8 protein-coding genes and 1 pseudogene are annotated in these 9,531 nt (G+C 63.5%); all 9 read right to left on the bottom strand.

What is annotated here, in order from left to right; genetic code table 11:
- A pseudogene (locus V7050_RS14075) lies at positions 1–1,072 on the bottom strand (conjugal transfer protein TrbE); the annotation flags it as partial.
- A gap of 4 nt (positions 1,073–1,076) precedes the next feature.
- Positions 1,077–1,346 carry a VirB3 family type IV secretion system protein gene (locus V7050_RS14070; protein WP_324410704.1) on the bottom strand — a complete coding sequence of 90 codons (270 nt, stop codon included), beginning with the start codon at positions 1,344–1,346 and terminating at the stop codon, positions 1,077–1,079.
- Positions 1,346–1,672 carry a TrbC/VirB2 family protein gene (locus tag V7050_RS14065; RefSeq protein WP_324410702.1) on the bottom strand — a complete coding sequence of 109 codons (327 nt, stop codon included), beginning with the start codon at positions 1,670–1,672 and terminating at the stop codon, positions 1,346–1,348. The genes V7050_RS14070 and V7050_RS14065 overlap by 1 nt, the downstream gene beginning before the upstream one ends.
- A complete protein-coding gene (trbB, locus tag V7050_RS14060) occupies positions 1,669–2,604 on the bottom strand; it encodes a P-type conjugative transfer ATPase TrbB (RefSeq protein ID WP_442885696.1) in 936 nt (311 codons plus the stop codon). The genes V7050_RS14065 and trbB overlap by 4 nt, the downstream gene beginning before the upstream one ends.
- 166 nt (positions 2,605–2,770) lie before the next feature.
- Positions 2,771–4,234: a class I SAM-dependent DNA methyltransferase gene (locus V7050_RS14055; protein ID WP_324410698.1), complete on the bottom strand. Its 1,464-nt coding sequence runs from the start codon at positions 4,232–4,234 to the stop codon at positions 2,771–2,773.
- 37 nt (positions 4,235–4,271) lie between these two features.
- A complete protein-coding gene (locus V7050_RS14050; RefSeq protein WP_324410696.1) occupies positions 4,272–6,167 on the bottom strand; it encodes a DUF262 domain-containing protein in 1,896 nt (631 codons plus the stop codon).
- Entirely contained in the window at positions 6,157–6,615 is a 459-nt protein-coding gene (locus V7050_RS14045) for a hypothetical protein (protein ID WP_324410694.1), read from the bottom strand. The genes V7050_RS14050 and V7050_RS14045 overlap by 11 nt, the downstream gene beginning before the upstream one ends.
- Entirely contained in the window at positions 6,612–8,180 is a 1,569-nt protein-coding gene (locus V7050_RS14040; protein ID WP_324410692.1) for a restriction endonuclease subunit S, read from the bottom strand. The genes V7050_RS14045 and V7050_RS14040 overlap by 4 nt, the downstream gene beginning before the upstream one ends.
- A partial coding sequence (locus V7050_RS14035; protein ID WP_324410690.1) for a type I restriction-modification enzyme R subunit C-terminal domain-containing protein occupies positions 8,177–9,531 on the bottom strand: 1,355 nt, incomplete at its 5' end. The genes V7050_RS14040 and V7050_RS14035, both read right to left, overlap by 4 nt.

Genomic DNA, 9,531 nt, shown 5'->3' with positions numbered 1-9,531 from the left:
GGCCGCCTTTCGGGGCGCCTTTCAGTTGGCCCCGGGCCGGGGGGGGACCCTCCCCCCACCCCTTATTTGGGGGGGTGACATAGGCCGCCCCCGCCACATCGGCGCCGAGTTCCTGCAACGCCTCGTCGGCGTCCGCCGCCTTGTTGGCCGCGTCGCTGTCGAGCAGCGTCGAGGCCTCGTTGGTCATCACCTCCTTCAGGATGGCCGCCACCGACTTGCGCTTGGCAAACCACTGGCGGCGGATGCGGGTGAAGAGGCGGGCCGCATCCATCTTGTCGAGACAGATCGCCCGGGTGCACCAGCGATACTCGAAGGCCTGGCCATTCAACTCATCAAGCAGACCCGGCCAGGTGGAACTGGGCAGGCCGAGGATAGTCAGCGTGCGCAGGTTCATGTCCCCCAACCGGGGCGCGAGCCCGCCGAGGAGCGGCTCGTCGGCCAGCACCGCGTCGAGATGCATCGGCACCTCGGGCACCCGCACGCGCTGGCGGCGTGTCGAGATGGTCGAGTGCAGGTAAGTCAGCGTCTCCCCATCCGACAGCCATTCCGCCTCGGGCATGAAGCCCTCGAGCAGGTCGAGGAAGCGGTCAGTGCGGCCGGTGAAGCTGGCGAGAAGTTCGGCCGCATCGGTACCCTGTGCTCGCGCGTTCTCGATCAGCCAGCCCCCGGCGCGGCGTGCCTCGTCGGCGGGCGGCATCCAGGCCAGCGTCAGAAAGTACGCGCTCTCGAAATGCGCATCAGCCTCTTCGAACTGCGCCCGCCGCTCTGCATCGACCAGCGCCGAAACCGGATCGGGGAAGTCCGAGGCCGGGTAGTCCTGCGCGGGCATTCGCTGCGCTTCGACGAAGACGGCCCAGCCGGAGCCCAGCCGCCGGAGCGCCGCGTTCAGCCGCGCGGAGGTGGCGACCAGTTCGGCGGGGGTAGCGGAATCGAGATCGGGTCCGCGGAACCGGGCGCTGCGCTGGAGGCTGCCGTCCTTGTTCAGGATCACGCCGGGAGCGACCAGTGCCGCCCAGGGCAGGAAATCCGCGAGCGCGGCAGGTCGGGTGCGATACTCGGCAAGGCGCAGCATGGGCCTACACCCCGAACCAGGCGGGATAGCGCAGGTGCCGCCGCGCCACCTCGGCGATCTGTGCGTCGCGCTTCGCGGCCCAGACGGCCAGCAGATGGCCGATCAGCCAGAAGGCCAGCCCCACGAGCCAGAGCCGAAGCCCCAGTCCGATGGCGGCGGCGAGCGTGCCGTTGGCGATGGCGATGGTGCGCGGCGCGCCCGCGAGCAGGATCGGCTCGCTCAGCGCGCGGTGGACGGGGGCGTGGAAGCCGGGGATGTCGGTCGGGTGCTCCATCAGATCAGCGCCCCGCCGCCGAAGGAGAAGAACGACAGGAAGAAGCTCGAGGCCGCGAAGGCGATGGAGAGGCCGAAGACGATCTGCACCAGCCGCCGGAACCCACCGCCGGTGTCGCCGAAAGCAAGCGTCAGGCCGGTGACGATGATGATGATCACCGCGACGATCTTGGCGACCGGGCCCTCGATCGACTCGAGGATGGTCTGCAGCGGCGCCTCCCAGGGCATGCCCGACCCGGCGGCGAGGGCCATGTCGGGCAGAAGGACGGTGGCGGTAGCGAGGATGGCGGCGCCAGCTGCGGCGCGCGAGGAAAGGCGTGGGATCATGGGGCGTCTCCGGTCTGGGGGGTAAGGAGGACTTCGAGGGCGTAATCGCCCGCGGGCGTCAGCCCGGTGACCCGGGCGAGTTCGATGAGCCGCCGCTCGGCCCCGCGCCCTGACAGGACGGCGATCAGATCGATGGTCTCGGCGATCAGGGCGCGCGGCACGGTGACCACGGCCTCCTGGATCAGCTGCTCCATCCGGCGCAGCGCGCCGATAGCCGAGCCTGCATGGATCGTCCCGATCCCGCCGGGATGGCCGGTGCCCCAGGCCTTCAGCAAGTCCAGCGACTCGGCCCCGCGCACCTCGCCGATGGGGATGCGGTCAGGGCGCAGGCGCAGCGAGGAGCGGACGAGGTCCGAGAGCGTCGCGACGCCGTCCTTGGTACGCAGCGCGACGAGGTTCGGCGTCAGGCACTGCAGCTCGCGGGTGTCCTCGATCAGCACGACGCGGTCGGAGGTCCGCGCGACTTCGGCCAGCAGCGCATTGGTCAGCGTCGTCTTGCCGGTCGAGGTCCCGCCGGCGACGAGGATATTGGCCCGCCCGGCGACGGCATCGCGCAAGGCAATCGCAGCCGCGGCCGTCATGATCCCGGCGGCGACGTAGTCCTGCAGCGTGAACACCGCGACGGCCGGCTTGCGGATGGCGAAGGCCGGGGCCGCGACGACCGGGGGCAAGAGCCCCTCGAACCGCTCGCCCGTACCCGGAAGTTCCGCCGACACCCGCGGCGCCCCGGCATGCACCTCGGCGCCAACATGATGCGCCACCAGCCGGATAATGCGCTCACCGTCCGCCGCCGACAGCCGCGCGCCCGTGTCGCAAAGCCCCTCAGCCAGACGGTCGACCCAGAGCCGCCCGTCCGGATTGAGCATCACCTCGACGACAGTGGCGTCCTCGAGCCAGGCGGCAACGTCCGCTCCCAGCGCCGTGCGCAACATCCGCGCACCGCGGGTCGAAGCGTCAGGATGGAGGGTGGTGACAGACATGAACGGCCCCGCGTTGGATCACGGGACCGATCAAGAAGACGGCATTTAGGCGTGGGGCAACAGCCGTGAGGGCGTAGTAGGGCTGAGGCGCGCAGAGGCAGGCGCTTGGATGTGGGCGTTACACGTCGATCACGCTCTCGAAACTGCCAAGGGCCGCCCGGAGATTCTCCATGATCTCCTCGGCGAGGACGTCGGGTTCGGGGAGATTCTCGAGGTCGGTCATCGACGCGTCACGCAGCCAGAAGACGTCGAGGCTGGCCTTGTCCCTCTGCTCCAGTTCTTCTCGGGAATAAGCGCGCCAACGGCCGTCAGGCGTCTCGGGAGTCCAGGTCGCCTGCCGCTCATGGCGGTTCTCCGAATGGTAGCAGGCGACGAAGTCCTCAAGATGCCCGTAAGTCAGGGGCTTCTGCTTCAGCGTGTGGTGAACGTTGGTGCGATAGTCGTAGTACCAAACCTGCAAAGTCTGCGGGTCAGGGCTGGCCGCGCGGTTGTCGAAGAAGATCACGTTGGCCTTGACCCCTTGGGCATAGAAGATGCCCGTTGGCAGGCGCAGGATCGTGTGCAGGTCGGTGTTCTGTAGAAGCTTGCGCCGGATCACCTCGCCCGCGCCTCCCTCGAACAGCACATTGTCGGGGACAACCACCGCCGCGCGTCCTGTGGTCTTCAGCATCGTGCGGATGTGCTGGACGAAGTTCAGCTGCTTGTTCGAGGTCGTCGCCCAGAAGTCCTGACGGTTGTAGGTCAGCTCTTCCGTTTCCTGCTCGCCTTCGGCGTTGGTGAAGCTCATCGAGCTCTTCTTGCCGAATGGCGGGTTCGCCAGAACGTAGTCGAAGGTCCGCGACGGCGGCGAGATCAGCGCATCGGTGGGTGAGACCAGCGTTTCGCCGGTCATCTCGCCGATCCCGTGCAGGAACATGTTCATCAGGCACAGCCGCCGTGTCCCCGCGACGATCTCGTTGCCGTGGAACGTCGCGTGCTTCAGGAATGCCTTCTCCTCGCGGTCCAGCGGAAAGCCGGTCAGGAAATCGTGGGCGGCCAGGAAGAACCCGCCCGTTCCGCAGGCCGGATCGGCGATGGTTTTGCCGGGCTGGGGGCGGAGGCATTCGACCATCGCGCGGATCAGGGCGCGCGGGGTGAAATACTGGCCCGCTCCGGACTTCGTGTCCTCGGCGTTGCGCTCCAGCAGGCCCTCGTAGATGTCGCCTTTCACGTCCGAGCCCAGCATCACCCATTGCGTGCCGTCCACCATGTCGATGAGGCGGAACAGCTTGGCGGGGTCGGTGATCTTGTTCTGCGCCTTGGTGAAGATCTGGCCCAGCATGCCCCGCTGCTCGCCAAGCTTGCGGAGGAGCAGGACATAGTGGGCCTCGAGGTCGGCGCCGCGGCGGGTGGTCAGGCTAGTCCAGTCCCAGCCCGGCGGGATGCCGACATTGCGGCTGTAGGGCGGCCGGGCGTATTCGTCGGCCATCTTCAGGAAGATCAGGTAGGTCAGCTGTTCCAGATAGTCGCCATAGCCGACGCCGTCGTCGCGCAGCGTTGTGCAGAAGCTCCAGACTTTCTGGACAATTGGTGCGGTTCTCATGTGTCGGTTCTTTTCCTAATCGATTTGGCTGAACAGTTTACAAGCCCGGCCATATACCAACTGCCAGTTTGGCAAAGTATTGGCCCCGCTCACGTATTTCATTTTCTGTCCATTTGTCTTTCTTCAAGAACCACTTCATCATGAACAAGGATGCATGCTCTTCATACTTGCTCTTCTTTTCGACGAAGCCCTTGTTGCCGGCTGAAATGTTTAGCCCAGTGCTCACGAGCGTTAAGTTGCCCAAGCTGTGCTTTAGGGACTCTCTCGCAATTACCCGCGGGTCATCAGAGAACCTTTGCAGAAGCGAACCATCTTCATATGGCCAATCTGCCGTCCAAGACTCTGGCAACACATGTTCAACCCACAGATTTGTGGGCATTGGTGACGCTTCAGCAAATTTCGGGCGGCTAGCCATTTCCAGCTCCCAAAGAATGTCCTTGATCCTGTTGCCTTGAGCCAAGGAGTAAGCAGGTTTTTCCAGGATACCTTGCGTGAAGTCGGAATCAGATGGAAACTTGATGCTCGACCCCGGTCGGGAAGCGAAGAACCCTCTTAAGGTCTCGGAAGTGGTTGGTCCATTTGCGAATACTTCGGCGATGGACTGGAAGACCTTGTTCAGATTCTTGGCTGACAGCCCGCAAAGTGCCCGACGCACCAAGTATGAATAAATCAACCGACAGATCTGTTTCCTGTCTTCGGGCAAAACTTCTGGAGCAAGCAACTGCATGGCGACTGGATAGGCTGTGGTCACCTGCCACGCTCGAAGCTTCTCACCCAACCATGCGATATCGGGATCAGCCGACTTGCGTCCTTCAAGCGTTTCATAGATCGGGGCATGATGCTGAAGGACCTTCAGTTCATCCTCGACCTTCGCAAATCGTGGGGTTCCCTTCACAACCGCATAGGATCGATATTCGGCATAGAGCTCTCGCATCGAGATCATCCCACCGGTTTCGGCCGTCAGGACATGCGACAGGAAGTGGTCGATCCGGGGCCGGGTTGGACGGGCGTTCGGAGCGGGTTCCCTCCACCACCAGTGGTCGAAGGGGTCCCACAGTTTGGCGTAAAGTTCGTCGACTGACCCCCCTTCTTCTTTCTCCGCCCGATGGAAGATGTTGTTGCGGACCAGGTCCATCGCTTGCAGCGGCTTACCCTTGGAGTTCAGCGTCTCGAAGATCACTTGGGCATCGTCATCTTCGCCGAGTTCGATCACCACCAGTTTCAACCGGTGCAGCAATGCCGTCAGAAGAGCCTCCAGCCGTTCAGCGATTGCCTCCTCGGTATCGTTCTCATCCGTTTCGCCCTTGGTCTCGTCTGAAAGGTCATCATCGTCGGAAGTCAGGTCTACCGAGCCGTAGAGCGCAAATCTGGTAATCTTGTGCCGGAAGACCACATAGGCCCGAAGGGACCGAAACTGGGTTTTCTTCTTGACCGAATGCCCCCACCACTCCGCACCATACTTGGCCCGAATGGCGGAGTAGCTCATCTCCAGCATGTCCTGAAAAACTTCCCGATCATGTGGCGTCGGCATCAGCTTGTATTTGGCGGGGGCGTCGTCGTTCTTCATCAAGGGATTGAACAGATAGTTTTCGATCTGTTCAGCCAGATGCGTTGACCCTCGCTCCTCTGCAACACGACGCAACGCTGCGAGGAACAATTGGAAGGAGGTCAGCCGTTGCTGTCCGTCAACGACCTGATACTTCGGAGTAGTGCTGAACTGGGACGCAGCCTTGATCGGAGAGATGATCAACGCCCCCATATAATGCTGAAATCTGTTGTCACCAGAGAGCGTCTCGATGGCCTTCGCTTCAATATCTTCCCAGAATGGAATTAGCCGATCATCGTCCCATTCATACTTCCGTTGATACAGCGGCACCATGAACCGACGTGCATACTTGAGAATCTTTTCGATCGTGCTGTCATCAGCATCCATCGCACAGCCTTTCCTCAACAGTCCGGGTGGCAAAGTCATATTCCCAGAACTCGACACCGGGCGGCACGAGATGGGGGCGGGTTCGCAGGAAATAGGCTAGCAGGCTTTCGCCGGTTTTGGGCTTCAGGCTTCGTTGGACGAAGAAAATGCGGCGGTAGTTGGGGGTCAGGTGAAAGTAGAACATCGCCTCGGCCCAGTTGATCAGCTTTGCTGAGGGGGAGTTGCCGCCGGAAGTCCAGGTATGGGCCTTGCATTCGATCAGCACCCTTGGGCTTTCGGACCCAAGGTCAAAGATATGGGAGCGTTTGATGTCGCCGACGCCGAGGGTTACCTTGTACCGTGGGCCGACAATGATTCCGCGTTCAGCGAGCACTTTGGCTGCGATGTCTTCCAGCTCTTGCCCGACATGGGCGTTGCTTATGGCCCCGACCCGCTGGAAGTTCGTCATGCACGTGCCCTCCGCCTCGGGGCTGCCGATACGTTGGCGCGCTCGGTGCGGATGCGCTCTAGCAGGGCGGTGGCGGGTTCGTCGGTGGGGTCCTGGGGGACGAGGCGGCCGGAAAAGGCCTGTTTCAGGATCGACTGGCGCATGGCCTCGGCGCGGGTGAGGGCGGCGTCGATCTCGGCTTCCAGCGTATCGGCGGCCTCGAGGCGGGCGTCGAGGATGCTGACGATCTCGGCTTGTTCGCTGGCGGAGCACAAGGGAACGGGCAATCCCTCGACTTTGGAAATGCTGAGCGTGTGAAGGCCCGAGGTCGAGCTTGCCTGCGCGGTGATCAGCTTCCGGCCCATCGGAGACATCATGAAATACAAGGCATAGCGCGACGTCAGCACACCGTCGGTCCGAAACCGGATGAGGTGGTTCTGGTGGGTCATGTCGGCTATGCGGCTGTCCCAAACGGCAACACGTCCGATCTGATCGATCGAGCCGTTGCCCTCGACAAACAACAGATCTCCAGTTTCTAGCTTCGTCTTGTCCAACTCCTCCGCAGTGACGCCAATCTCCATGATCTCGTCGAGTGCGAGCCGGTTCGCGTAGACATTCGCAACGCGCAGGTATTTCGCCTTCATCGGCAGTGCGTTGCGCTTCTGGTTCTTCGTCAGTCCTCCCGTTGTCAGACCGAGGTCGGACATCGGAAGCCAGAGCCACGATGCGGGGATGGTCGCCTCAATGTCAGGAGACAGGCTGAACTCGCCCCGGATATCGTCTGGCCGCTTCGGCTTCGCCGGTTTCCGGCCCTTCTCGCCAGCCGCGCGCCATTCGGTGAGGGCGGCTTGCCAGGTGTCGAGGGCGGTCTTGTAGCGGGTGTCGCGTTCGTTGCGGATGCGGGACAGAAGGGCGGCGGGGGGTTCCAGCTTGTCGGCGTTCCGGGCGCGCCAGTCGGCGGTGAGGCGGCCGTCGAAGGCGGATTTCAGCAGGGACTGACGGTAGAGGCCGAGGGTGGCTCTCGCCTTGCGCAGGCTGTCGACGCCCCGGTCGATTTGATCGAACATCGCCTCGATCCGCTCGACGATGCGGCGTTGCTCGTTGAGGGGGGGCAGCGGCACCGAGACGGACTGGAGGGAATTTTGCCCGATGTTCCTCATCGACATCTGATTGCCGGACGACACCGCGCTCAACCTGCGTCGGCCCTCGACGCTGCGCAGATAGACAAGCAGCCACGGTTTCAGTTCCGTCGGAAAGTCCAGTCTCAGCACCTTGTCGCTGAGGAAAAGGTTGGGGTGGTCGTCTTTGACGATCACAACAGCGCCGACCAGCTCCAGCGTGTTTGCCCGCGAGAACAGAAAGTCACCGGTCCTGATGACGGTATCCGGTGCTGGCACGAAACTGCTCGGCAGCGTTTTGGACTGTGACGCATCGAACGTTCCCCATGTCACGGCGCTCACCTTAATGACGCCGCGCTCATGCGATTGGGGTGGGCGCTCCTCGCATTTCAGGTTCTTTCCGGCCGTGATGCCGTAGAGCAAATCGCCAATCTTGGCGGTTACCCATCCGGGCGGCAGGTCCGTCATGCCGAGAGCGCCTCATTCATCTCGGTCATCACCGCGTCCATCCCCTCGCCGAACAGCGCATACATCCGCCCCAGCCCGCCCTGCCCGTCGAAGGGGGCGAAGTCCAGATCGGTTCGCTCGATGGTGAGCGAGGTAGCAAGGTGGTCGCGGATCATGCGCAGCCAGGCCATCTGGTCTTCGGTGAACTTCTCGCCCGCCCCGGCGTGGCGCTTCAGGATCCAGTTCTGGAAGTCGCGCCGCACCCGGTCGGCGTGTGGGGTCAGGGTTTCGTCAAGTCCCACGGCGCGGCGGACCAGCGCCACCAGTGCGGTCAGGTCGTTGAGGGGCGCGGTGCCACGGTAGTCATCCAGATGGGCATAGGCGCGCCAGACCATGAGCGGGGCCAGGCGCGGGCGATCCTCGGCCAGGCGCGCCAGCACCTCGCGCACCATGGCTTCGGTCACCGGGGCGCGGCGGGCGGGGGTGCCGAACCAGATCGCCAGTGCCTCGATCCGGTCGCGGTTGTCGTTCAGGTAGGTCTCGAACTCATCCGCGATGGCGCGCGCGTTCTCGGCCACGTCGCCCGCCCATTCGGCGCGCAGCAGCGTGTCGAGGTTGTCATGGTCGATGGTCTGTTCGGTGTCGCGGCGGATCGTGTCGATCAGGGTGATCAGCGGGCCGGTGAAGACATTGGCGGCCTGACGGACGCGGGCGTCGCGGGCGGCTTGCATGGCGGCGTCGTCGGGCTCAGGGTGGCCGGCGGCCTTGGCATCGGCTTCGACCTTGTCGGGGTCGATGGCATCGAAGAGGTCGCGGACGATGGCAGTGAGCGGCTTGCCCGCTTCGTCGCGGATGCGGGCCTGATCGGTGTGGTCGAGGCGATTGTCGAGGCGCGACAGGCGGGCGGCCAGCGAGCTGACCGTATCCTCAGACCGGTCGCCCATCATCAGGCCCATGGCGAGGTCCTTGAAGGGGATCGAGGGTTTGGTGTCGAGCGGCTGGCTGTCGGTCTTGCAGGAGCGGGTGACGCCCACGGCATCGACGATGACGTAATGGGTCTTGGCCTGGGCCGAGGGCGTGACCTTGCGCAGGTCATCGGGCTGGATCACGCGGGTGCCGCGGCCCTTCATCTGCTCGAAGTAGTTGCGCGATTTCACGTCGCGCATGAACAGAAGGCATTCGAGGGGGCGGACATCGGTGCCGGTGGCGATCATGTCCACGGTGACGGCGATGCGGGGATAGTATTCGTTGCGGAAGGCGGCGAGCGAGGATTTCGGGTTCTTGGCTCCGTTGGTGATCTTGCGGCAGAAGTCGTTGCCCTCGCCGAACTCCTGCCGGACGGTCTGGATGATGTCGTCGGCGTGGCTGTCGG

The sequence above is a fragment of the Amaricoccus sp. genome (genome assembly GCF_036846665.1).
Lineage (GTDB): Bacteria > Pseudomonadota > Alphaproteobacteria > Rhodobacterales > Rhodobacteraceae > Amaricoccus.
Note: the sequence above shows the minus strand (reverse complement) of the source record. Positions and strands in the feature narration are given on the sequence as shown.